This is a genomic window from Serratia sp. CY33802 (assembly GCF_052169095.1).
Taxonomy (GTDB): domain Bacteria; phylum Pseudomonadota; class Gammaproteobacteria; order Enterobacterales; family Enterobacteriaceae; genus Serratia; species Serratia bockelmannii.
Map to the genome: position 1 here is coordinate 941,627 of NZ_JBJNLL010000002.1, position 21,975 is coordinate 963,601.

Genomic DNA, 21,975 nt, shown 5'->3' on the forward strand with positions numbered 1-21,975 from the left:
TGCGGCACTCCGGCGCCGCGGTTAAAGCGACGGGGATGACAGGGAGACAGGCAGCATGCAGTCAGGCAATCAGACGTTTATCAATCAGCTCAAAGACATCGTCGGCGGCCCGCAGCTGTTGACCGGCGATCGCAACACCGAGCGGTATCGCAAGGGGTTCCGCTCCGGCGAAGGCCAGGCGCTGGCGGTGGTGTTTCCCACTAGCCTGCTGCAGCTGTGGCGCATTTTGCAGGCCTGCGTGGCTGCCGACAAAATCGTCATTATGCAGGCCGCCAATACCGGCCTGACCGAAGGGTCAACCCCCAGCGGCAACGACTATGACCGCGACATCGTCATCGTCAGCACTCTGCGCCTCGATCATATTCAGGTGCTGGACAACGGCAAGCAGGTGGTCGGCTTCCCCGGCAGCACCCTGCACCACCTCGAGAAATTGCTCAAACCCTACGGCCGCGAACCGCATTCGGTGATCGGCTCCTCCTGCATCGGCGCCTCGGTGATCGGCGGCGTATGCAACAACTCCGGCGGCTCGCTGGTGAAACGCGGCCCGGCCTATACCGAAATGGCGCTGTACGCCCAGTTAGGGGAAGACGGCCAGCTGCGCCTGGTGAACCATCTGGGCATCCGGCTTGGCGACACGCCGGAAGAGATCCTCACCCGGTTAGAAAAAGGCGACTATCGCCCGACAGACGTCGAGTACGGCGAGTTGCGCGCCTCGGATAACGAATACGCCAGCCGGGTGCGCGACGTCGATGCCGACACCCCTTCCCGCTTCAACGCCGACAAACGCCGCCTGTACGAAGCTTCCGGCTGCGCCGGCAAGCTGGCGGTGTTCGCGGTGCGGCTCGACACCTTCGAGAAAGAAGGCAAAGAGCAGGTGTTCTATATCGGCACCAACGACACCGCGGTGCTGACCGAACTGCGCCGCCACATGCTGAGCAAATTCGAAAACCTGCCGGTGGCCGGTGAATACATGCACCGCGATATCTTCGACATCGCCGAGGTGTACGGCAAAGACACCTTCATGATGATCGACAAGCTCGGCACCGATCAGATGCCGCGCTTCTTCACCCTGAAAGGCCGCATGGATGCCAGCCTCAACAAGCTGCCGCTGCTGCCGCACAACCTGACCGATCGGCTGATGCAGGGCCTGAGCCATCTGGCACCGAGCCACCTGCCGAAGCGCATGAAGGAATACCGCGAACGTTTCGAACACCACCTGCTGCTGAAGATGGCCGGCCCCGGCGTAGACGAAGCACAGCGCTACCTGACCGACTATTTCGCCCAGGCCGAAGGCGCCTTCTTCGCCTGCACGCCTGACGAAGGCAAAAAGGCCTTCCTGCACCGCTTCGCCGCCGCCGGTGCCGCCGTGCGCTACCACGCGGTGCACGCCGACAAGGTGGAGGATATTCTGGCGCTGGATATCGCCCTGCGCCGCAACGACACCGACTGGTTTGAAACGCTGCCGCCGGAAATCGACAGCCAGCTGGTGCATAAGCTGTATTACGGCCACTTTATGTGCCACGTCTTCCATCAGGACTACGTGGTGAAAAAAGGCGTGGACAGCCATGCGCTGAAAGAAAAGATGCTCGAGATCCTCAACCGGCGCGGCGCCGAGTACCCGGCGGAGCATAACGTTGGCCACCTGTACCACGCCAAACCGGATCTGCAAACGTTCTACCGCACCGCCGATCCAACCAACAGCTTCAACCCCGGCATCGGCAAAACCAGCAAACGCAAAGGCTGGGCCGAAGACCCCCGCTAAACGCCGGACGATCGGCCCGCCGCCGCACCCGGCGCGGGCCTCCTCTGCCCTACCTGCCTCATCGCGATCTTTCTGCGCCTTTAAAGATGTATTTTTATTGCAACTTATAAAATTCCCGATTACCATTCACCCCATCATCGCAAATGAGAATTAATTACAAAGCTGTCATGACGGATACATGACATCCGCCGTGGCATTCACCGCGAAGTTAATGAGAAGGAACCTACCATGAGTCAAACCCTCGATTCCGCCCAGCTGCTGGCCGCGCTCGATAAAGTGATGGTGATCTCCACCACCGATCTGCAGGGCACCATCACCTACGTCAACGATCTTTTTTGTCAGCTGACCGGCTTTTCCCGGGAAGAGCTGGTGGGCCAGCCCCACAGCATCGTGCGCCACCCTTCCGTGCCGAAAGCCGTTTACAAAGCGATGTGGGACACCATCAAGGCGGGCGGTATCTGGACCGGCATCATTCCGAACGTCGGCAAGGGCGGCGTGCTGTACGTGGTCGACACCACGGTGCAGCCGCTGTATGACGCCCAGGGCAATATCGAGGCCTATATCAGCATCCGCCGCGTGATCAACGATCTGATGACCGACTTCGAATCGGTGGAATTCGCCAAAGAACAGTTCGACAACCACTACGACAAGTAACCGCTATGGCCGACATCATCGAACGCATCCTGATTGGTTACGGTTCGGAGTCGGGCAACGCCCGGGCGCTGGCGATGCGCCTGGGCGAGCAAAGCAGCCTGCAACCCTACCGCCCCATGGTTAAAGAACTCAACGCCATCCAGCCCGCCGATGTGGGCGAGCGTGACATCCTGTTGATCGTCTCGAGCTCATTTGGCGACGGCGAACCGCCCGCCAACGCCGAGCGTTTTTCCGACGCGCTGGCGCAATGGCCGGATCCCCCCCGGTTGCGCTACGCCATCTTTGGTATCGGCGACACCGCGTACCCGCATTTCTGCGGCTTCACGCAGGCGCTGGATGCGCGCCTGACGCAATACGGCGCCCGCGCCATCGTCAATCGCGTCGACGCCGACGTTAACTTCGAACCGTTCTTCACCACCTGGCTGACGACGCTGGGTAAGGTGCTGGCCGGCGATGCCCAGGCGGGTCGCGACTTGCATCTGCGCGTGACCGCCTACGGTGAAGACCATGCGTTCAGCGCCGCCCTCCTCGAACGACGGCCGCTCAGCGCTCGCACGCCGCAAGCCTGGCATCTGCGGCTGAATATCGCCGGCAGCGGCATCGTTTACCGGGCGGGAGATACCGTCTATCTGTTGCCGGAGAACGACGAAGGATTATTGTCCCGGCTGGCAGACTGGCTCGGCAGGCCGGAGGCCGTCGACGCGCTGCGGCGCCGGGAGCTGCGCCAGCTCAGCAAAACGACGCTGCGCGAACTGGCGCAGTTGGCCGACAGCGAAGAGCTCAAAGGCCTGCTGAAGATCCGTCAGCGCAAAGCCCTGGAGAGTTATCTGTACGGCGCCGATCTGCTGGACGTGCTGCACGATTTTTGCCCGCCGCACGCGATCACGCTGGAGAACCTGTTGGCGCTGCTGCCCGTTTGCCTACCGCGCGCCTACTCCATCGCTTCGGCAACGCGGGAAGAGAGCCTCGATCTGTGCGTTCGCGACGTGCGTTATGAACGCGGCGACCGCACACGGCGCGGCACGGCAACCGGCTGGCTGCTCAAGCATCCCGGTCCTTTCCGCCTTTTCTGCCGCGCCAACCCCGGCTTTTACCTGCCGCGCGACACCGCCTTGCCGGTGCTGCTTATCGGTACCGGTACCGGCATCGCACCGTTGATTGGCTTACTGCGCGAAATGGCCGCCCAGGTCGAACGGCGTGAAACCGTCCTGATCTTCGGTGAGAAAAGGCGCGATGAAGACTTCCTGTATGGCGAGGAGTTGGTCACGCTGAACGCGACGGGCGTACTCACACGGCTCATCACGGCATTCTCGCGCGACGCCGCCGACAAGTATTACGTGCAACACGCCATCGACGATCGCGCCGATGTCGTCAGCGGCCTGCTGCAGCGGGGCGCGCATGTCTACCTGTGCGGCAATCGTCAGTATCTGGAACATGCCGTGGCGACGGCGCTGGAGCAAGCCTGCGGGGCGGAAAACCTGTGGCAGACGCTGATTGAGCAGCAGCGCCTGCACCTGGAACTCTATTGAGACAGGGCGGCGTTCACCGCTCCGCGCGCAGCAGCAAGGAGACGATGAACGCGCCCCCCAGCCCCGCCGTAATGATGCCGATGGGCAGCTCCTGATGGGGGATCAGGCTGCGGCTGAGCATGTCGCCGCCGGTCAGCAGCATCGCCCCCAGCAGGCCGCACATCGGCACGGACAAGCGATGGCGCACGCCCACCAGGCGCCGGGCCAGATAAGGCACCATCAGCCCGACAAACCCAATCACGCCCGTCAGCGAAACGAGAAACGCCGTAGACAATGCGCAGCACAGAAAGATCTCGGTGCGCAGGCGCGCCACATTGACCCCCATCGAATGGGCGGTTTGCTCGCCCGCCAGCAGCGCATCCAGCGCCCGCCAACGCAGCGCCGTAAACCCGGCCAGCAGCACAAAACTCGCCAGCGGAATGAACAGATTATCCCAACGCGCCAACCCCAGCCCGCCCAGCGACCAGAACAACACCGAACCGGCCGCCCGCTGATCGCCGGAAAACACCAGGTAGCTGGTGAGCGCGCTGAACAAAAACGAGACCGCCAGACCGCAGACGATCAGCTGCTCGGCGCGCCTGACCCGGCTGACGTGAAACAGGATCATCACCGCCATCGCCGACAAAATACCGCCGGCGAAAGCGGACAGCGGCAACGTCAGCGCGCCCAGCGCATCGCCAAAGCGCGTGATGACCAGCACCGCGCCGGCGGAGGCGCCGGAGGAGAGCCCAAACAAAAAAGGATCGGCCAGCTCATTGCGGGTGGTGGTCTGCAGCAGCGCGCCGGTCATCGCCAGCCCGGCGCCGGTTAACGCCGCTAACAAGGCCCTGGGCACCCGCAGTTGCACGACGATGGTGTCCAGCATGCCGGAAAGCGGCGCCGAACCGAGCCCTAACGCCGCAAACGCCTGTCGCCATGACAACGCGACGCTGCCCAGCTGCAGGCTCCAGATCATTAGCCCGCACAACACTGACAGCGCCAGCGGTGCGAGCAGCATAAACCGCCGGGTCGGCGAATTCATTCAGCCTCCGGCGCGTACAGCGCCCGCGCCAGCTTTTCCACCGCGCCGATGTTGGCCGGCCCCGGCGTCAGCTCCGCATACTGCAGTTTCAGATAACGGTGGTGCCGTACGGCGGGGGTCAATTTCATCAACGGGTGAGACTCGAGGAAGCGCCGCAGCGCATCGGCGCCTGACCCGGTCTGGTAATCCAGCAGAATAATGAAGTCGGGCTCGGCCGCCGCCACCGCTTCCCAGGACGCCGTCGTCCAGCTCGCCGGCAAATCGTCCATCACGTTGCGGCCGCCCGCCGCTTCGACGATCGCCGTCGGCATAGCGTATCTGCCGCTGGTGAAAGGCTTCTCCTCCCCCGAGTCATAGACGAACACTTTAAGCGGCGGCTGGCCCGCCGGCCTGGCGGGAAGCGCAGCCAACCGGCGCTGCCAGCCCGCAACCAGCGCGGTGGCCTCTTGCTGCTTGCCGAAAATCTTGCCGAGCTTCAGCTCATCGTCATACAGCAGGTTCATATCGGCCTTTTGCGGCCGCCCGCCGGCCTGTACGCAGCTCTCGCTCAGCACCAGCGTTTTGATGCCGAACGGGGCGAGCGTCTCCGGTGTGACGTCACCGCCGATCTTCATGCCGTAATTCCAGCCGGCGAAGAAGAAATCCGGCTGCGCTGCCAGCAGCGTTTCCAGAGCAGGATATTTCGGCGCCAGTTCGGGAATGGCGCCCATCGCGGCCTTGAAGTCGGGCGTCAGTTTGTACCAGCCGGTGATGCCGGTCAGCCCGACAATGCGATCCTGCAAATGGAGCGCAAAGGCCATCTCGGCCATATTGATGTCGTTGATGACGGCGCGTTGCGGCGCCTGGTTGAAGGTGACCGGCGTACCGCAGCTTTCTACGGTGACGGGAAATTTTTCGGCCGCCGCCGCCCCGCCGGCCAGCAGCAGGAGCAGGGGGAATACGCGTGTGTTCATGTTTCTCTCTGGTTTATCAAGCGCAATGGGGAACGTCAAAAATACGCAGCGTTTTCCCGCTGACGGGGTGCGCCACCTTGAAACTGTTCATGCCGAACACCGGCAAAATCACCGGGGTCTGCAACACCGCCTCGGGCGTACCACAGGCTACCTGGCGGCTTTCGTTGAGCACCAGGATCCGATCGGCAAACGCCTCTGCCACGGGCAAATCGTGCAGCACTGCAATCACGGCAATGTCTTTATTTTTCACTAACGACAGCAGCGCCGAGCGCCCGGGCGGATCGAGGTGATTGGTCGGTTCATCCAGCAACAACAGATCGGGAGACTGCGCCAACGCCCGGGCCAGTGCAGCACGCTGACGCTGACCGCCCGAGAGCCGCCCCAACGGGCGGTGCCTGAGCGGCGCCAGCCCGGTTTCCCCGATGGCCTCGTCAACAATGCGCTTTCCCGTCGCAGAGCGTTCGCCATGCGGTAAACGGCCCAACGCCACGTAGTCCTCAACCGACAGCCGCAAATCCGGCAGATCGTTTTGTGCCAGAAAGGCGATGCTTCTGGCACGTTCCGCCGCCGGCCACTCGGACAAGGCGCGCCCTCGCCAGTAAATGCCGCCGCTGTCCGGCCGCGTTTCGCCGATCAGGGCGCGCAACAGGCTGGACTTGCCGCTGCCGTTAGGGCCGATCACCGCCAGCTTTTCACTGGAACGGAGCGCGAAATGGATGTTGTCGAGTATCAATGCCCCGCCGTGGCCGGTCAGGCTAACTCCATCAACGCGGAGGGTGTCGTGAATTGAATTCATTATGCGTCAATTGTTATATTATAACATATCAATATTTTTACCACGATTCCGCGCCTTCTGCAAAAGCGAATCGCAACCTCTTTTGCCGCACGCGCTGCGTGCCGCGAGACTGGGAGCAAGCCGCGCCCCTGCGTCAACACTGCGCGGCAAAAGCAACATAGCACACCTTTTAATTAATGATAATGATTTTCATTATCATTTGAATCATTGTGATTTCCGATTGCACGCACCGCTGAACTTGGTTATGTTTGAAGCGATTAGTTTTATTTCCGGTTTGCAGGAACCCCTATGACTCCGTTGGCGCACAGCACAGATCCGACTCTTACGACCGCTCCGGCCGTCGTTTTGCTGTGTGCTTCCTCTGCCCCACCCGCCGTTTCCTCTGTCGTTTCAGCGGTTGCCGCTTACCCGCCACGCATTGTGGTTGTGCGCTAAGCCACACCGACTTTTACCTCCGGCTTATTGATCTGTTGCGTTCAGGCGTAGACCGCCGCGCGCGCCGGAGCCTGTAATTTTCACGACAGGTGAAATTGATATGCGATTACCTTCTCTCTGGGCCAATGCCGGCCTGGCTACGCTGTTCGTCCTGCTTTGGAGCAGCGGCGCGATCTTCTCCCGTTGGGGGTTGGAGCACGCCTCCGCCTTCGCTTTTCTGTTCTTCCGCTGCGCCATCGCGCTGGCGGTGCTGTTGGTCATCGGCCTGTGGCAGCGCCAGTGTCTCCCCGCCCCCGGCACCCGCTGGCGCGTCGTGCTGATCGGCGTGCTGATGATCGGCAGCTATCAAATCTGCTATCTGCTGGCGCTGGAACAAGGTATTACGCCCGGCGTGCTGGCGACGCTGCTCGGCGTACAGCCGATCCTCACCCAGTTCATCACCGAGCGGCGTTGCACCGGGCTGCGGGCACTCGGCCTGGCGCTGGCGATGGTCGGGCTGACGCTGGTGGTGTACCAAAGCCTGATGGTGGCCCACTTCTCGCTGAGCGGCATGCTGTTCGCCTTTATCGCGCTGGGCTGCATGACCGCCGGCACCCTGCTGCAAAAAGGCATGACGCAGCCGCCGCTGGCGGTCTTGCCGCTGGCGGTCTTGCCGCTGGCGGTCTTGCCGCTGCAGTATGCCGTCGGATTATTGATGTGTACGCTGGCACTGCCGTTTGAGCCGCTGCGGGTCGAATGGCGGCCGGCGTTCGTGCTGCCGCTGCTGTGGATGGCGGTGGTGATCTCGGTGCTGGCGACGTTCTTGCTGTATCGCCTTATCCAGCGCGGCAATCTGGTGCAGGTGACCAGCCTGTTCTACCTGATCCCGGCAGTGACCGCCCTGCTGGATTACCTGCTGCTCGGCCACGCGCTAGCCGCGCTGAGCCTGCTGGGCATGGCGGGCATCGTGCTCGGCGTGATGCTGGTTTTCCGCCGCGCATAAAAGCAAAAGCCCCCGCGCCGTTCCACCGGCGCGGGGGCAACAACAGCCGTTAACTCAGAACAACCAGGAACCGTACCCCCACAGCAGCACCGTCACCCCAAGCAGCAGCTCGAGCAACAGAATGCCGATGGCGAAGGTCGAGCTGGAGAAGATGAACCCTTCCTTACTGTCGATATTCAGGAAGTGCGGGATCCCCAGATTCAGCAGATAGCCCGAATAGCACAGGCCGATAATGCCGACAAACAGACACAGCCAGACGACCGGATAGAGCGCCACTACCCCGCTGAGGAACATCGGGGTCGCCACGTAGCCGGCGAACACCATGCAGCGGTGCAGGCTTGGGCGCGATTCATAACGCCGCGCCATCCAGTGAATGACTTTCCCCATGGCCGCTACGCCTGCCAGCATCAGCAGGTAGAACGCCACGGCGGTATAAAACGCGGTAAACATGTCGAGCCTGATGGCATGTCCCTCGCCGGAGAGCCAGCCCAACTGGGTGGTGCCGATAAAGGCGCAGACCACCGGGATGGCTGCCAAGAGCAACACGTGATGGGTGTATAGGTGCGAGACGCTTTCATTCTCGCTTTTGATCTGTTCGAACTCGGCGCTGGGATGCGCCAGAAGTCCCCAAACATGACTGACCATGAGACACCTCCTATCTCGCCGTAGGCCGCGATCGGCGAACGAATTTCACACCTCCGACGGACTGCTACCCGTGCGAGGATTGCGGCCACGGGGCTCTCTCCCCTGTACTAATTATAGTCTTTCGGCGAAAAAACGTGCGGAAAGCGCAACGCCGCAGCGCTTTGTCTTATACTCCCACCATAAAAACCAGGCTGCGAGGAAGGTCATGTCATCCGTAATCACCACCCGTCAGGCGGGGATCGTCGACGTCGACGCCGGGCGCAACGTTACCGTTGTCGAGCCCTGCAATCTTTACGGCTGCCGGCTCGGCGACGATGTCTTCGTCGGCCCGTTCGTCGAGATCCAGCGCCACGTCAGCATCGGCGCACGCAGTAAAATTCAGTCGCACAGCTTTATCTGCGAATACGTCACCCTCGGCGAAGCGTGCTTTGTCGGCCACGGCGTCACCTTCGCCAACGATCTGTTCAAAGAGGGCGCGCCCAACGCCGATCCGGCCAGTTGGGGGCGCACGCGCATCGGCGATCGGGTGTCCATCGGCTCCGGCGCCACGATCCTGGCGGTAGAGATCTGCAACGACGCGGTGATCGGCGCCGGGGCGGTGGTGACCCGCGACATCACCCGCAAGGGGATCTACGCCGGCAACCCGGCGCGTCTTTTGCGGGAGCTGCCGTAATGAACCCGGCCATCCGCATCGCGGCCATTGAGGCGCTGCCCGACGATTATCTGACGCGCGGCGATTTCAGCTTCACCATCGCCTGTTACGCTCTGCCGCAGTTCGACAGCCCGGTCGACAGCTGGCCAACCCGCCCGGTGGCACCATTTCGCAAACGGTATCCGCTGGCGCCGTTCGCCAACGAAGACAGCGTGACCTTCCTGGCGTATCGTCAGAACGACGCCGTTGGCCATATCACGCTGAGCAAAAACTGGAACGGTTACACCCTGATCGACGAGATCGCCGTCAGCGCTCATGCGCGCCGTCAGGGCATCGCCGGGGCACTGCTGGACTGCGCCAAACGGTGGGCGCGGCAGCAGGAAACCTCAGGTATGATGCTCGAAACGCAGAACAACAATCTGGCGGCCTGCCGCTGTTACCAGCATTACGGGTTTATCCTCGGCGGCATCGACCGTTTGCTGTACCGCGCCGAACCGGAGATCGCCGATCACGAAATCGCGCTGTTCTGGTATTTGCCGTTCAATAGCGAAATCGGTTACTGATTTATCGATTGCCATTGAGGTGATGTTTACTTTTTAACCCCTACCATCGGATGAGAACTGTTATCACTTACTCTGATAAGCCAGCGACACCCATGGAGGGCCGTATGAACAAGAACAAGGCTGTTTTACTGATGTTAGCTATCGCCATGAGCGGATGCGCCGAACGCTCCACCACCGTCGCCCCCGCGACGCCGCCGACCGACGTCACCGTTTCGCCGCCGGGCGTGCAGCCGGAGATGGACGCCAGCACCCGCAGCAAGCTGCGTGAGATCCTCGCGCTGCGCGCCGGTTGGCCCGCCGCGCAGCCGCATGGTCGCACCGTCGATTTGATTTCGCGCGAGTTTCTCGGCACGCCGTATCTCGCCAACCGTCTGATCGGTTCGCAGAACACGCCCGAGCAGCTGGTGATCGACTTCCGCGGACTGGATTGCTTCACCTACATCGATTATGTGGAAGCGCTCAGCACCGCCCGCAGCGAAGCCGAGTTCGTTCAGCGCCTGGTAGACATTCGCTACGTCGACGGCAACATCGCCTTCCCGCAGCGCAAACACTTCTTCACCGACTGGGCGCAGCGGCCGAAAAAAGTGGCCGAAGACATCACCGCCCAGCTCAGCCCGCACGCCGTCAGCCTCGTGAAAAACCTCAATCAAAAGGCGGACGGCAGCAGCTACCTGCCCGGCTTGCCCAACGTGCAGCGCAGCGTCACCTACATTCCCAGCGACAACGTCGACGACAAGGTGCTGGCCCAGCTGCGCACCGGCGACTACATCGGTATTTACACCAACCTCGCCGGGCTGGACGTGACCCACACCGGCATCTTCGTGATGACCGACCATGGCCCGGTGCTGCGCAACGCCTCCTCGCGCAAGGCCAACATGCAGGTCGTCGACTCACCCTTTATGGATTACGTGATGGCTACGCCGGGCATCGTGGTGCTGCGTTCGCTCAGCCGATAATCACCGCCGCATAACGGCTATAAGCTATAGCCGTTTATGCTGAACGAGCGTTTGACTTCACCGGCGGTTCAGGCTTAGCTGTAAGGACAAAAACCAACTGATTTTATTGTTCTTTTCAGGGAGACTTCGATGACCTTACGCTGGCGTATCACCCCTCTGGCGGCGGCCTTCGCCGCTGTATTGGCGCTTCAGGGCTGCGATCAAAAAACCGACCAAAACCATATCAAAGTCGGCGTCATCAACGGCGCGGAACAGGACGTGGCGGAAGTCGCCAGGCAGGTGGCGAAAGAGAAATACGGGCTGGAGGTCGAGCTGGTCGGCTTCAGCGGTTCGCTGCTGCCGAACGACGCCACCGACAAAGGCGAACTGGACGCCAACGTGTTTCAGCACCGCCCGTTCCTCGAACAGCAAAACAAAGATCACGGCTATAAGCTGGTGGCGGTCGGCAATACCTTCGTGTTCCCGATGGCCGGCTACTCCAAAAAGATAAAATCGCTGAAAGAGCTGCCGGACGGCGCGGTGATCGCCATCCCGCTCGATCCGACCAACCTGGGGCGCGCCCTGCTGCTGCTGGAAAAAACCGGGCTGATTAGCCTGAAGCCTGGCAAAGGGTTGCTGCCCACCGCGCTGGATATCAGCGCCAACCCGCATCATTACCAGATCATGGAGCTGGAAGGTGCGCAGCTGCCGCACGTGTTAGACGATCCGAAAGTCACCGTCGCCGTCATCAGCACCACCTACATCAACCAGACCGGCCTGTCGCCGACCAAAAACGGCATCTTCATCGAGGATAAGGACTCGCCGTACACCAACATCATCGTCACCCGCGAAGACAACAAGGACGCGCCAAACGTACAGAACTTCATCAAGGCCTATGAGTCGGACGAAGTCGCCAAAGCCGCCGAGAAAATCTTCAACGGCGGCGCGGTGAAAGGCTGGTAAATTCGGCCACCATCAAGGCGGATTCTGCGCACGAATCCGCAATATTTCACTTTCATTCCCCGTTTCCTTACGCCACACCTTTCTCTAAAAGCAAAACGCCCGCATGCTCATTCCTCCATAACACGGATTGTTCACAACAAAGGAGTGTATCGATGCCGATCAAATTTGCCCCCAAGGTCGGGGAAATTCTCGAGTGCAACTATGGCAACTATCCCCTATCAGTCTGCCAACCGCATGAAGCCAGCTTTTATGATGGCCACATTCCACCGGAAATGGTGAAGAACCGTTTAGTTGTTGTGTTAAACGGCAAAATTAACGGCAACGCCTGCATTATCGTACCGCTGTCGACCACCAGAGATTCGAACAAGATCGAACGGGGATTGCACATCGAAATTACGCGTGAACTCATCGAAGATATGAGATTCTTTCATCCGCAAACGCGCTGGGCAAAGGGCGAACTGGTGCAGCAAGTCAGCCGCCAACGGCTGAACAGAGCCCGTAAAGAGAGAGGCTTTCTTACCCAGTGTCTGTCGCGCGAGCTTGTTGCTGACATACAACGCGCCGTCATTAAGTCGATCAATGCCAAAAATATGCTGTTCTGACCAGTACGCTGTTGTTGACAAAACAGACAAATCAGGTGAAATTGTCGCCGTAGCCGATAAAGGCCCTTATGCTATACCCTCCCTTTCAGGGACCTGCGAAGCCCAGCCATCCAGCTGGGCTTTTGCCTATCAAGCGCCCACCGATTTCTTATCTTTCCGCTCTTGCCCCCTCAGCCTTTCTACCCTGACCGATGCGCGGCGAACGTTCCCATAGGGTTTTCTTATCTCACCATAAGAAAACCCGATTTATCCCGGCGGCGAGCGGCGCGCATAATGGCGTTTATCCGCTGATTTCCAAGGTAAACAGGCATTACCATGACGCTCTCCGCTCCCGTACTCAGCCTCCTCGATGCCACGCCGGACGATATGGCCGCCGTGCTGCAAATTTACACTCACCACGTGCTGTACGGTGCCGCCTCGTTTGAAGAACAGCCGCCGACCTTGGCGGAAATGCAGCTGCGGCTAGGCAAGGTGCGGGAAGCCGGGTTGCCCTGGCTGGTGGCGAAAAGCGAAGGCCGTGTTATGGGCTACTGCTATGCCACGCCATATCGCCCCCGGCCGGCCTATCGCTTTACCGTAGAAGACTCGGTGTATATCGCCGAAGGGCAACAGGGGAAAGGCGTCGGCAAGGCGCTGCTGAGCGCGCTGATCGCCCGCTGCGAGCAAGGCCCCTGGCGCCAGATGCTGGCGATCGTCGGTGATTCCGCCGCCAACCGCGGTTCGTTGGCGCTGCACCAGTCGCTCGGCTTTACCAGCGCCGGAACGTTAAAGGCCGTGGGGTTCAAACTGGGGGAATGGCGTGACACGCAGATTATGCAGCGCGCGCTGGGTGACGGCGACAATCGGCATCCTTGAATGCATGGCGACGCACGATAGGAAGTTAGCGTCTATAGTGAAGAGGGATTTCATTGAGTTAGCGCCAATCGCGCACGCCATCTAACCGGTAAGGGAGAAGTGAATGAAAATTATTCTGTGGATTGTCGCCATCATCTTCATCGTGGGTTTGTTGACGATTACCGGCGTTCTCAAACTGATCTTTTAATCCGTCTCATACGTCCCGCCCCTTCCGGGGCGAGACTTTTCATCATGCCTTGAAACGCGTGCGTACCGCGCCCAGCGCCGACACCACCGCCAGCACCACGCCGCCGGCTACCAGCCCGAATGCCACGTTCAGCAGTGCCGGAACCACACCCTGCAAAAGATGGCCAAACGTCGGCACCACGGTGGTGTACGAGGCCCAGTCTTCGAACAGGTGATGCACCGGCGGCAGGCCGTGGGTCAGGATGCCGCCGCCGACCATAAACATGGCAACAGTGCCGACGATCGACAGCGTTTTCATCAGATAAGGCGCGGCGCGCACGATGCCGCCGCCGAGGGAGCGCGCCACTGCGCTGCGTTTGCGGCTCAGATACAGCCCCAGATCGTCCAGCCGAACGATGCCGGCGACGATGCCGTACACGCCGAGCGTCATCACAACGGCGATGCCGCACAAGACGATCACCTGCTGGCTAAAGGTGGCGCCGGCGACGGTGCCCAAGGTAATGGCGATAATCTCGGCGGACAGCACGAAGTCGGTGCGTATTGCCCCCTTCACCTTGCGCTTCTCATAGGCCGCGGCGTCCTCATTGGCGCCGGGCCCGTCCGATTTTTCCTCTTGCGCCGCCTTGCCGTGGCTCAGGCTGTGAAACACCTTTTCGAACCCTTCGTAACACAGATAGGCGCCGCCCACCATCAGCAGCGGCGTAATCGCCCAGGGCGCGAAGGCGCTGATCAGCAGCGCCAGCGGCACCAGGATCGCCTTGTTGATCAGTGAGCCTTTGGCGACGCTCCACACCACCGGCAGCTCGCGGTCGGCTTTAACGCCGGTGACCTGCTGCGCGTTGAGCGCCAGATCGTCCCCCAGCACCCCGGCGGTTTTTTTCGCCGCCATCTTGCTCATTAACGAGACATCGTCCAGCAACGAGGCAATGTCGTCGATGAGGGTAAGTAAGCTACTTCCTGCCAAAATAATTCATCCTTTTCATATTCACGGGCCGTTCTATGTTTAGCATAGCGGTAAAACATCATGAAAGGATATGGGAGGATCTCGGAAAATGCCGGGCGGGCGATTGCCGCCCGGCGCCGGCGTTAAAGCGCTACGCTGCCCAGGATGAAGGTGACGGTAATCACCGACAGCAGCGTCGTCCAGGTGATGATGGAGGCCATCGCTTCATGATCGCCCCCCATTTGCCGCGCCAGGATATAGGCGTTGCCGGCGCAAGGCACGGCGGAGTAGAGAATGGCGATGCTGGCCGGCACGCCGGTGGCGCCGAAATAGTGCACCAGCGCAATGGTAATCAGCGGCATGGCCACCAGTTTCAGCACGGTCGCATAAGAGATGGAAACCAGCTTGCGAATATGCATGCTGACGATCAACCCTGCGCCGACCGACATCAGGCTCAGCGGCGTGGCGGCGTTGGAGAGATAAACGAACAGCTGTTTAAGCGCGCCAGTGATGTGCAGGTTGCACAGGTTCATCAGCACCCCGAACAACGCGCCGATGATCAGCGGGTTTTTCGTCAGCGCCAGCAGCGCGCCGCTCAGGCTTTTCTTGCTGCCGGTGCCGTAATGGTTCATCACCAACACGCTCATGATGTTGGTCAGAATGATCATATAGGCCACGAAGAAACCGGACAGCGCCACCCCCTCGCTGCCGAACAGCGATTGCGACAGCGCGATGAATACATAAGAGTTGTATCTGACTCCCCCCTGAAAAATAGAGGTAAACAGATCGGCCGACGTATTGAAAAACAGTTTGCCAACGAAAATAATCAACGCGATGGCCAGCGTGGAAACTATGGTCGCCACAACGGGATAAAAGCTGTCCGCGCCGCTAAAATCCGCCTCGCTGATATCCAATATCAACAGCGCCGGAAAAAACAGGTAATAAACGAATTTGTCTGAGAAGCCCCAAAATACGGCAACGTCTTTAACATAGAGTTTTGACAAATAGCCCAGCACGATTAACAAAAAAATCGGCAATATAGAAAGAAAAACGTTCAGCATGAATAATAACCTTAAATCGAGAAAATGCGCTCTTCAACCTGATTGAGGTTGCGGTGATTCCACAAGCTTGCCGAAATGAAGACGCGTTGCACCCAGCGCAACGGCGTATCTCTTTCATCGAAAGATGGCGTGAATTTATCGCGTGAATGCAGCGCAAAACGGTTATCGATATACACCAAATCGCCCGGGCAAATATCGATGCCGATGGCATTTTCTTTCACCAGCCCGTAGAAACGCTCCAGCGCGGCTTCCGCTCGCGGCGTGCTGGCGGCAATCATGCCGGGATAGAAAACGGCGCTCACATCCGGCAGAACATGATTTTGCGAAATCAGCGGCACCAGCGCGGTTTCTTCGCGCCCGGCCTGCGTGGACTGGCGCCAACGGTATGGCAGCTTGATGCTGTACAGCGGGCTGGCCAGCGTTTCGACGTCCTCGCGGCTCAGTTGAGCGATAGCCAAACGCGAATCGGAGATACGCGTCATCGGGCTGTGCGGATCGCGGCGCACGCCGGCCAACAGCAACCCCATCGGCGAGACGTTGAACTGCTCCAGGTGTTTCAGGGCCGCATTTTCAATATGGAAATCCAATTCAACATCGAACCCCAGACCGGTATATTCTTTTTTGGCTTCGCGTTTGGGGATCAGATTATTAATCAGTTCTTTCCCTTCGAAATACATCGAATAGGGTTCACCAATTAGCGAAGAGATGCCGACCAACAGGTTTTCACTGATATTCCCTGACTTGGCCGAAGGCGTATATTGGTTTGGACAAGGGGAAAAGAACACTTCTTTATCTACCGGCACATTTTTTAAAATAAGATAAGGCCGTGGTTTGATTGACGCCTTTTGCTGGCTTAATGCGGCACTTAATCTGTGGGGCAAGTGGGTGATCATGGTCGAACGTATAGCGTGAATATACGCATCACCGCCGGCGGGATCGTAAGCAATTTTATCTAATGCCGAAAATAACTCGTTTCTTTCCTGATCCGTCAATTGAAAGACGTTTTGGTAATCCATCCTGAGCATTCCTTGACAATAAGAATATCATTAGCAAGCCTAATGAAAGCGGCAGGATGTTAACATTATGCAATCAAATTCATAAAGATTTATTAACTAATTTCGTGATCTTAATCACCACTCCTCCGTCCAGTTAGCGGTGGAGAAGAAGTGATTAATAAACAAACAGCTACGCGCATACGTCTCAATCGGATGCGATAGCGAATACGCCCGCGAGATAGCGCAGGACATGACCGTGGGCCTCAAAAACGCACGATAAATGCGTACTGCCCTCAAGCAAGCCAAAGGCAACATGCGCACTGCCATGCTGTTCGACGAAGCGCTGCATCGCTTGCGCATTGAACAGCTCATCCTGCGCTGCCGCCAGCAGCAAGGTCGGCAATCGCAGCGCCGCCAGTTGCTTTGCCGGGGTGCGTGGCGTCAACGCGTTAGCCATATTGACGCTGTATTGGCAGACAAAATCGGGGGCGGCGGCCAGCACAGCCGGGGGAAAATTCAGGCTGACCGCCCGGGATTGCCCAAACCAGCGCCCGCCGCTGAGCGCATTGGCGACAAACGGCCATTGTCGCACCTTAGCAAAACGGGCCGCCGCCGCCAGATCGCGGGCCATCCCGGAAAATGGACCCAGCTCGGGCGCCAGCATGATCAGGCTGTCCGCCTGCTGTTCGCCAGGGTAACGGGTCAAGTAGTTGAGCAACATGCCGGCGCCGCTCGAATGGCCAAGCAGGTGTCTGCGCGCCAGCGGAAACCGGCGGCGCATTTCTGCCAGGATGATATCGACATCGCGCCAAATACGCTCAGGCCGCTCAACCGTCCCCCGCTCTCCCGTGGAATCGCCATGTCCGCGAATATCGACCAGACACACCGCGAGCGTCGGCTCGGCGGCCAGCTGGCGCGCAAGGACGTCATACCCGGCGGCGCTGTTAACCCCGCCGCCGTGATAGACCAGGATCACGTCTTCACTCTCGGCAGTGTGCCGATACAGACGATAGCTCAACCCATCTATACGACCGGACGACATGTCCACATGCCCGCCCGGCCACTCACCGTAAGACTTCGCTTGCTCAACATAGCGGTCAAAATCAATCAAAGCGCACCTTTCCATGAATATTGTCGGTATTTCCTACGGCAAAGCTCCTCGCCAAAATGGTTATAACAATATGAAATAACAGCAGTAATTACCATTCTTTTGCACGTTCTCCCTTAGCGTCAGGGCAGATCGCCCGCCGGCACATTGAGCTGCCAGGAAAGGCCGAAACGATCGTTGAGCCAGCCGAAACGGGCGCTGAAGCCGTAGTCATCGAGCGGCATCAGCACCTTGCCGCCCTCCGCCAGCCGGTGGAACGCCCGCTCCAACGCTTCTTCGTTAGGCAGGTTGATGAACAGCGACACCGCCGGGGTGAAGCTAAAGTCATGGCTGATCGGGCTGTCGATAAACACCAGGTTCTGCCGATCGAAATCGATGGCAGCATGCTTGATCAATCGCCGGCCGTCCGGCGTCGGGTCGTAATGCTGTACCTGCATGAGCCGAAAACGCTCGAACACCTGGCTGTAGAGATCGATCGCCCGCTGCGCCTCTCCCTGGAACATGACAAAGGTCGAAACCTGACTCATAACATCCCCTCCGGCAAACGTTGTGGTATTAATGGAGGATAGCGGATTACCGTTGAAGCGGCGGAAAGGAGCAACCATGAGCATCATTCATCGCCTGGCGCAGCCGGACGATCTCAACGGCCTGTTAGCCTTGTATCGCGAGCTGCGCCCGCAGGACGCGCCGCTGCGCACCGACGATGCGCGCCGCACCCTGCAACGTCTGCTGGACGATCCGGCGATCCGTCTGGTGGTGGCAGCGGACGAGGAACAACCGATCGCCACCTGCATGCTGGCGCTGATCCCGGGGCTGGCGCACCAGGCGCAGCCGTTCGGCGTCATCGAACACGTGGTGACGGCGGAGCCCTACCGCGGCCACGGCGTGGCGCTCGCCATGATCGAATACGCGCTGCAGCTAGCCTGGCGAAAAGGCTGTTACAAGGTGATGCTGTTGTCGGGGCAGCAACGCACCGGCGCGCACCAGCTCTACCTGAAAGCGGGCTTCGACGGCGATCGCGAGCGGGGATTTGTCATCAGACGGCCCGAGGGCCGATAGCGGCCCGCCGCAAACGGGCGGACCGCCAGGCGGGTCATTCGGTGGCGTTTTTCGCCAGGCTGGCGTCTTTTTGGCGACGATAGTCGCGGGCGGCGGCCGGGATCGGCGTCACCTTGCCGGTTTCGATCCAGCTGCGCAGCCGGTTGGCGTCGGCGAAGTGGGTATATTTGCCGAAGGCGTCCAGCACCACCAGCGACACCGAGCGGTTACCGATCATGGTGCGCATCGCCAGGCAGTGCCCCGCCTGGTTGGTGAAGCCGGTCTTGGTCAGCTGAATGTTCCATTTCGGGTTGTACACCAGGTGGTTGGTGTTGCGGAACGGCAGCGTGTAGTTGGGATCCTTGAAGCTGGCCATGCGTTCGGTGGTGGTACTGAGCTGGCCGATCAACGGGTATTGTTTGGTGGCGATCAGCAGCTTGGTCAGATCGCGCGCCGTCGACACGTTATGAATAGAGAGCCCGGTCGGTTCCACATAATGGGTATTGGTCATGCCGAGCGCCCTGGCCTTGGCGTTCATCGCTTTGATGAAGGCGTTGTAGCCCCCCGGATAGTGGTGCGCCAGGCTGGCGGCCGCGCGGTTTTCCGACGACATCAGCGCGAGCAGCAGCATGTCCTTGCGGCTGATTTCGCTGTTCAGCCGTACCCGCGAATACACCCCTTTCATCTCCGGCGTCTGGTGGATGTCCACTGACAGCATCTCGTCGAGCGGCAGGTGCGCGTCCAGCGTGACCATGGCGGTCATCAGCTTGGTGATCGAGGCGATCGGCACCACTTCATCCGGGTTGCGCGCGTACATCACCTTATGGGTTTGCATATCGACAACCATCGCGCTGCCGGAGGCCAGCTCCGGCTGGGTGGCGTGTACGGCGGCGGCGTTGTCGCTGGCCAGCGCGCGCGGCGCAAAGCCTGCGCCCGCCTGCAAAGCGAGCAGGGTCAGAACCAAAACACGTATTTTCACAGGCATTACTCTGAAATGGGGGCTTGAACTCAGCGAATTATATGTGAGGGTTCAGCGCTTGGCACTGGGATTGTATGGCGGATTTGTGACAAATTCTGTCGGCCGAAAAACGACGCAGCCCGCGGGCGCTCTGGGATGAACGCCCGCGTAGAAAAAGTTACAGCGCCGGCTGCCAGGCCGACTGAGGCAGCAGGTACAGCCCCGGCGTTTGCCGCGCCCCGGCGCCGACGATATGGCCGATGCCGGCCGCCATCACCGCCAGCGTCACGTCGAAGGCGTTGAGGCTGTCGCCATAGCCGGCGGTCAGGTTGAACATCGAGCCATTGGCCAGCAAATAGACCGTCTTTTCATTCAGTTGGTAAGCGTTCACATAAGGCATCGGCTCGTGGTGCGGCAAGCCCTTGAGGAAGCCGACGTCGATCTCTTCCGCCACGTGGCCGACGTTGAGGATAAACACGCCGTCCTGCGCCTGTTGCAGATGCTGCGCCGAGAGCACGTTTTTCGCGCCGGTCGCGGTGGCGATCACGTCCGCCTGCGCGATCGCGCTCGCCAGATCCACCACCTGCCAGCCGTCATAACGCGCCTGCAGCGCGCGCGCCGGATCGATTTCCGCCACCATCACCTGGCCGCCGTAGGCCCTGGCCGCCGCTGCCGTCCCCTGCCCGACCAGGCCGTAACCGATCACCAGCACGCGCTTCTCGTGCAGCGTCAAATGGGTGGTCTGGAAGAAGGTATGCCAGGCGGTCAGCCCAACCATATGCCGATTGTGCAGCCCTTCTTTCACCGGCAGATCGTCCCAGTTGAAGATCGGATAGCGCGGCGCCACGCCGTTCAACCGGCTGATGCCCGAGCCGGTGGCCTCCAGCCCGGCGACGATCTGCGGGCCACCCGGCGACTGGTGCAGACGGGTGGTCAGATCCGCCCCCATTTCGCACAGGTGGGTCGGCCGCCAGGCCAGCGCGCGGTCGAAAGATTCCGACCATTCGCCGGCGCTCATGTCACGCCAGGCATAGGCCTGCGCGCCCCGCCGTTCCAGCCAGGCCACCACATCGTCCTGCACCGTGGTGGGATTGCAGGTGGTCAGGAAGATCGCCGCGCCCTTGTCCAGCAGGCCGGCCACCAGCGGCGCCATTTTCAAATCCAGGTGCATGTTGCACGCCAGCCGCACCCCGTGCAGGTCCGGCAACGCCGCCATCGCCGCCCGGGTGCGCGGCATATGACGCGTCGCCCAGCTCAATTCGCTCTCGAAGTCCTGATACATCCGTTGCTCCTCTGATGTGCCCCGCCGCCAGGCGTGGCAAAAAATTATCCCGCGCGGCCGAGCCGGCGGATCGCCTGCGGCGACAGGCCAAAGACGCGGATAAACGCCCGTCTCATGCGTTCTGGATCGCTGAACCCCACCGAACGGGCGATCGCCTCCAGCGGCTCGGCGCTCTCTTCGACGCGTACCCTGGCCGCCTCTACCCGCAGCTGCTCGATCACCTTGGCCGGCGTCTGCCCGGTTTCGGCGCGGAACAGCCGGCCGAACTGACGCTCGCTCAGGCAGGCGGCGTCAGCCAGATCCGCTACCGACAGCGGCAGGTGCAAATGTTCGCGCGCGAACGACAGCGCTGCACGCATGCGATCCGACGACGGATTCAGCGCCAGCAGCAGCGAGTACTGCGACTGCCCGCCGGGGCGTCGGTGGTAGACCACCAGCTGCCGCGCCACGGCCGCCGCCAGGGTGGCGCCCAGATCGTCTTCGATCAGCGCCAACGCCAGATCGATGCCGGCACTGATGCCGGCCGAGGTCCAGATATCGCCATCGCGAATGAAAATGCGGTTGCTGTCGACACGGATACGCGGATAACTCTGCTGCAATCGCGCCGCGTGATACCAGTGGGTGGTGGCGCGCTTGCCGTCCAGCAAGCCGCAGGCCGCCAGAATAAACGCGCCGGTGCACACGCTGGCGATGCGGCGCGCACGCCGGCTGTGGGTTGTCAGGAACCCCGTCAGCGCCGGTGACTGCGCCGCCATCACGTTGCCGCTGCCGCCAGCCACCACCAGCGTATCGAAACGCTCGTCGCCGCATGGCTGCGTGGCGATCTCCACCCCGGCCGAGCTGGCGACCATGCCACCCTGCGGCGAAATCGCCACGCAGCGGTAGGCCGGCGGATCGGTAAACTGGTTGACATTATCGAACGCCGCCAGCGGGCCGGCAAAGTCCAGCAGGTTGAAACCGGGAAAGACCACAAAACCGATCGTTTTCATGATGGCGCTTTTTGAGGGTTATCTGTCATATCAGCCAAAAACAGGGCGGCTATTATGGCCCAGGTCCA

The 21,975-nt window shown here is 60.3% G+C and carries 25 protein-coding genes; 13 read left to right on the forward strand and 12 right to left on the reverse strand.

Features of this window, described 5'->3' with window-relative positions:
* The first annotated feature begins 55 nt into the window (after positions 1-55).
* The 3 genes from dld (at position 56) to ACJ8HA_RS11070 (ending at position 3,945) form a co-directional block, all read left to right on the forward strand.
* Positions 56-1,762: a D-lactate dehydrogenase gene (gene dld, locus ACJ8HA_RS11060; RefSeq protein ID WP_043136819.1), complete on the forward strand. Its 1,707-nt coding sequence runs from the start codon at positions 56-58 to the stop codon at positions 1,760-1,762.
* Positions 1,763-1,990: 228 nt separating this feature from the next.
* The gene (locus ACJ8HA_RS11065; protein WP_023447580.1) at positions 1,991-2,416 is read left to right on the forward strand and encodes a PAS domain-containing protein; all 426 of its coding nucleotides are present in this window, start codon (positions 1,991-1,993) and stop codon (positions 2,414-2,416) included.
* 5 nt (positions 2,417-2,421) lie between these two features.
* A complete protein-coding gene (locus ACJ8HA_RS11070; protein ID WP_442515337.1) occupies positions 2,422-3,945 on the forward strand; it encodes a flavodoxin domain-containing protein in 1,524 nt (507 codons plus the stop codon).
* A gap of 13 nt (positions 3,946-3,958) precedes the next feature.
* Here the strand turns inward: ACJ8HA_RS11070 and ACJ8HA_RS11075 are convergent, their stop codons facing one another.
* The 3 genes from ACJ8HA_RS11075 to ACJ8HA_RS11085 are packed head-to-tail and all read right to left on the reverse strand — an operon-like array spanning position 3,959 to position 6,652.
* Positions 3,959-4,966, reverse strand: a complete 1,008-nt coding sequence (locus ACJ8HA_RS11075) for a FecCD family ABC transporter permease (protein WP_442515338.1) — start codon at positions 4,964-4,966, stop codon at positions 3,959-3,961.
* Positions 4,963-5,919: an ABC transporter substrate-binding protein gene (locus tag ACJ8HA_RS11080; protein WP_025301970.1), complete on the reverse strand. Its 957-nt coding sequence runs from the start codon at positions 5,917-5,919 to the stop codon at positions 4,963-4,965. Before ACJ8HA_RS11080 ends, ACJ8HA_RS11075 begins: the two co-directional genes overlap by 4 nt.
* 16 nt (positions 5,920-5,935) lie before the next feature.
* Positions 5,936-6,652: an ABC transporter ATP-binding protein gene (locus ACJ8HA_RS11085; protein ID WP_049203840.1), complete on the reverse strand. Its 717-nt coding sequence runs from the start codon at positions 6,650-6,652 to the stop codon at positions 5,936-5,938.
* Between the two features lie 64 nt (positions 6,653-6,716).
* Here ACJ8HA_RS11085 and ACJ8HA_RS11090 point away from each other — a divergent pair, with 64 nt between their 5' ends.
* Positions 6,717-7,007 carry a hypothetical protein gene (locus tag ACJ8HA_RS11090; protein WP_127146440.1) on the forward strand — a complete coding sequence of 97 codons (291 nt, stop codon included), beginning with the start codon at positions 6,717-6,719 and terminating at the stop codon, positions 7,005-7,007.
* A 243-nt stretch (positions 7,008-7,250) separates the two neighbouring features.
* Complete coding sequence (locus ACJ8HA_RS11095) at positions 7,251-8,132, forward strand: DMT family transporter (RefSeq protein ID WP_442515339.1); 882 nt, start codon at positions 7,251-7,253, stop codon at positions 8,130-8,132.
* 54 nt (positions 8,133-8,186) lie between these two features.
* On the opposite strand, the gene ACJ8HA_RS11100 is transcribed toward ACJ8HA_RS11095, so the two are convergent.
* Positions 8,187-8,777 carry a Yip1 family protein gene (locus ACJ8HA_RS11100; RefSeq protein ID WP_019453944.1) on the reverse strand — a complete coding sequence of 197 codons (591 nt, stop codon included), beginning with the start codon at positions 8,775-8,777 and terminating at the stop codon, positions 8,187-8,189.
* A 205-nt stretch (positions 8,778-8,982) separates the two neighbouring features.
* On the opposite strand from ACJ8HA_RS11100, the gene ACJ8HA_RS11105 reads away from it, so the two are divergent.
* From ACJ8HA_RS11105 to ACJ8HA_RS11135, 7 genes are all read left to right on the forward strand, one after another.
* Positions 8,983-9,450 (forward strand): acyltransferase, encoded by a 468-nt coding sequence (locus tag ACJ8HA_RS11105; protein WP_025301966.1) that lies wholly within the window; start codon positions 8,983-8,985, stop codon positions 9,448-9,450.
* A complete protein-coding gene (locus tag ACJ8HA_RS11110; RefSeq protein WP_025301965.1) occupies positions 9,450-9,992 on the forward strand; it encodes a GNAT family N-acetyltransferase in 543 nt (180 codons plus the stop codon). The genes ACJ8HA_RS11105 and ACJ8HA_RS11110 overlap by 1 nt, the downstream gene beginning before the upstream one ends.
* Positions 9,993-10,096: 104 nt before the next feature.
* The gene (locus ACJ8HA_RS11115; protein ID WP_049295210.1) at positions 10,097-10,948 is read left to right on the forward strand and encodes a DUF1460 domain-containing protein; all 852 of its coding nucleotides are present in this window, start codon (positions 10,097-10,099) and stop codon (positions 10,946-10,948) included.
* Between the two features lie 129 nt (positions 10,949-11,077).
* A complete protein-coding gene (locus ACJ8HA_RS11120) occupies positions 11,078-11,890 on the forward strand; it encodes a MetQ/NlpA family lipoprotein (RefSeq protein ID WP_049295209.1) in 813 nt (270 codons plus the stop codon).
* Positions 11,891-12,042: 152 nt separating this feature from the next.
* Positions 12,043-12,492, forward strand: a complete 450-nt coding sequence (locus ACJ8HA_RS11125; RefSeq protein ID WP_442515340.1) for a type II toxin-antitoxin system PemK/MazF family toxin — start codon at positions 12,043-12,045, stop codon at positions 12,490-12,492.
* A 315-nt stretch (positions 12,493-12,807) separates the two neighbouring features.
* Positions 12,808-13,347: a GNAT family N-acetyltransferase gene (locus tag ACJ8HA_RS11130; RefSeq protein ID WP_060432638.1), complete on the forward strand. Its 540-nt coding sequence runs from the start codon at positions 12,808-12,810 to the stop codon at positions 13,345-13,347.
* Positions 13,348-13,450: 103 nt separating this feature from the next.
* On the forward strand, positions 13,451-13,534 hold the full coding sequence (locus ACJ8HA_RS11135) for a membrane protein (protein WP_016928643.1): 84 nt from the start codon (positions 13,451-13,453) through the stop codon (positions 13,532-13,534).
* Positions 13,535-13,576: 42 nt separating this feature from the next.
* Here ACJ8HA_RS11135 and ACJ8HA_RS11140 read toward each other — a convergent pair whose 3' ends face one another.
* From ACJ8HA_RS11140 to ACJ8HA_RS11160, 5 genes are all read right to left on the reverse strand, one after another.
* Positions 13,577-14,497, reverse strand: a complete 921-nt coding sequence (locus ACJ8HA_RS11140) for a DUF808 domain-containing protein (protein WP_147822935.1) — start codon at positions 14,495-14,497, stop codon at positions 13,577-13,579.
* Between the two features lie 122 nt (positions 14,498-14,619).
* A complete protein-coding gene (locus tag ACJ8HA_RS11145) occupies positions 14,620-15,537 on the reverse strand; it encodes an AEC family transporter (protein ID WP_025301959.1) in 918 nt (305 codons plus the stop codon).
* Between the two features lie 11 nt (positions 15,538-15,548).
* A complete protein-coding gene (locus ACJ8HA_RS11150) occupies positions 15,549-16,553 on the reverse strand; it encodes a TauD/TfdA family dioxygenase (protein WP_342102625.1) in 1,005 nt (334 codons plus the stop codon).
* 184 nt (positions 16,554-16,737) lie between these two features.
* Positions 16,738-17,643 (reverse strand): alpha/beta fold hydrolase, encoded by a 906-nt coding sequence (locus ACJ8HA_RS11155; RefSeq protein ID WP_072271526.1) that lies wholly within the window; start codon positions 17,641-17,643, stop codon positions 16,738-16,740.
* A 119-nt stretch (positions 17,644-17,762) separates the two neighbouring features.
* Positions 17,763-18,167 (reverse strand): VOC family protein, encoded by a 405-nt coding sequence (locus ACJ8HA_RS11160; RefSeq protein ID WP_049203833.1) that lies wholly within the window; start codon positions 18,165-18,167, stop codon positions 17,763-17,765.
* A gap of 76 nt (positions 18,168-18,243) precedes the next feature.
* Here ACJ8HA_RS11160 and ACJ8HA_RS11165 point away from each other — a divergent pair, with 76 nt between their 5' ends.
* Positions 18,244-18,699: a GNAT family N-acetyltransferase gene (locus tag ACJ8HA_RS11165; RefSeq protein ID WP_033637538.1), complete on the forward strand. Its 456-nt coding sequence runs from the start codon at positions 18,244-18,246 to the stop codon at positions 18,697-18,699.
* A gap of 34 nt (positions 18,700-18,733) precedes the next feature.
* Here ACJ8HA_RS11165 and pbpG read toward each other — a convergent pair whose 3' ends face one another.
* The 3 genes from pbpG to ACJ8HA_RS11180 all read right to left on the reverse strand — a co-directional run bounded on the left by pbpG (position 18,734) and on the right by ACJ8HA_RS11180 (position 21,907).
* Positions 18,734-19,663 carry a D-alanyl-D-alanine endopeptidase gene (gene pbpG, locus ACJ8HA_RS11170; RefSeq protein WP_025301951.1) on the reverse strand — a complete coding sequence of 310 codons (930 nt, stop codon included), beginning with the start codon at positions 19,661-19,663 and terminating at the stop codon, positions 18,734-18,736.
* Positions 19,664-19,814: 151 nt separating this feature from the next.
* Positions 19,815-20,918: an adenosylhomocysteinase gene (locus ACJ8HA_RS11175; RefSeq protein WP_025301950.1), complete on the reverse strand. Its 1,104-nt coding sequence runs from the start codon at positions 20,916-20,918 to the stop codon at positions 19,815-19,817.
* Between the two features lie 44 nt (positions 20,919-20,962).
* Positions 20,963-21,907: a GlxA family transcriptional regulator gene (locus tag ACJ8HA_RS11180; RefSeq protein ID WP_049203829.1), complete on the reverse strand. Its 945-nt coding sequence runs from the start codon at positions 21,905-21,907 to the stop codon at positions 20,963-20,965.
* Positions 21,908-21,975 lie beyond the last annotated feature (68 nt).